The organism is Paenibacillus turicensis, assembly GCF_017873435.1.
GTDB lineage: Bacteria > Bacillota > Bacilli > Paenibacillales > Paenibacillaceae > Fontibacillus > Fontibacillus turicensis.
Map to the genome: position 1 here is coordinate 1 of NZ_JAGGKG010000044.1, position 1327 is coordinate 1327.

Consider the following 1327-nt stretch of genomic DNA (forward strand, 5'->3'; position numbering starts at 1 on the left):
TGAACTGCACCCTGTCAAGTAGACAGTCTAAAAAACAAAAAAACGTTATGATTGTATCCCCTCTGTTTCTAAACTCTGAGGGGATAATTTTTTATCCTACGGCTGCTTGTCGATATTCGTTTGGAGAGCATCCGTTAAGTCGTTCTGTATAACGATAATTATTATAGTAACGCATATAGGTTCTCACACTGCGAAGGAGATCCTCATACGTTTCATATTTCTCTAAATAAAAGCATTCTGCCTTAAACGTTCCCCAGAATCTCTCAATGGGTTGGTTATCCAAACACCGACTCACACGAGACATACTCGCTATATATTTATATTTCTTCTGGAGTCGATGGTATTCGTGTGAAGTATATTGAAAGCCTCGATCACTGTGTAGAAGCGGTCGAGTACCTGGATTTTTTGCATAGGCTTTCTTCACTGTATTCATCACAAGCTCATTATTATTCGAGTGACTCATCACCCACGAAACCACTGCATTTTCATACCCATCCACAATCGCACTTAGATAGGCTTTACGCCCGTTGCCGTACTTTAATTCTGTCACGTCCGTAAACCATTTTAAATTTGGAGCCTCGGACTGAAAATGACGATTCATCACATTTTCAGCCACATGAAGGGCCGAAGCTTTCACATAATGAGGCCGTTTCTTACGAATTACGGATTTCAATTCTAATGCAGACATGATTCGGTAATACCGTTTACGGTTATAGTTCGTTTTGAGCTTCCGATTTAACTGAGTTCGGATTTGGCGGTAACCCAGTATTCCTTTTCGTTTCTCATACTGATGTTTGACTGCCTTGGCTAGTGCAAGGTTTTCAAGTTCTCTTGGCGATGGTGTCCACAGCAACCACTTATAATAGGCGGATCGTGCAATTCCTGCTAGCTTACAAAGCTTTGTAAGCGTATATCCTTTTTCGGCATGCAGTTCTGTAATCGCTCGATAAAGATTTGCATGCCGAACTAAGGTTAGTGTGTAGGTCTTCGCTCGATCTCTGCCAACTTTTTTGCGAGTGCATTCTCCATTTCTAAATGCTCATTACGTGCTTCGAGTTCCTTAATCCGAAGTTTTAAGCGTTCTTCCTCACTTAGTTCTTCTACCGGTTTTTTACGACCACGTAGGTCTTTCAAAGCCTCTTGACCCCTTGCTTTATACTTCCGTACCCATGCGTACACTTGTTGGTAAGAAACCTCGTATTTGTCGATCGCTTTCTGGTAATCTAAATCAGAGGCGATGGTGAATTGGGCAATTTCAATACGTTCTTCGTAAGTGGTTTTTCGTCCTTTATTCATAGGGGACACTCCTTTGCCTCTCCGATTAGGC

Annotated in this window: 1 protein-coding gene and 1 pseudogene; both read right to left on the minus strand. The window is 41.7% G+C overall.

The genetic code is table 11. From position 1 onward, the window contains the following. Positions 1-91: 91 nt before the first annotated feature. Positions 92-949, minus strand: a pseudogene (locus J2Z32_RS22195) (IS3 family transposase); the annotation flags it as partial. A gap of 23 nt (positions 950-972) precedes the next feature. Then, positions 973-1296: a helix-turn-helix domain-containing protein gene (locus J2Z32_RS22200; RefSeq protein ID WP_210091383.1), complete on the minus strand. Its 324-nt coding sequence runs from the start codon at positions 1294-1296 to the stop codon at positions 973-975. Between the last annotated feature and the right edge of the window lie 31 nt (positions 1297-1327).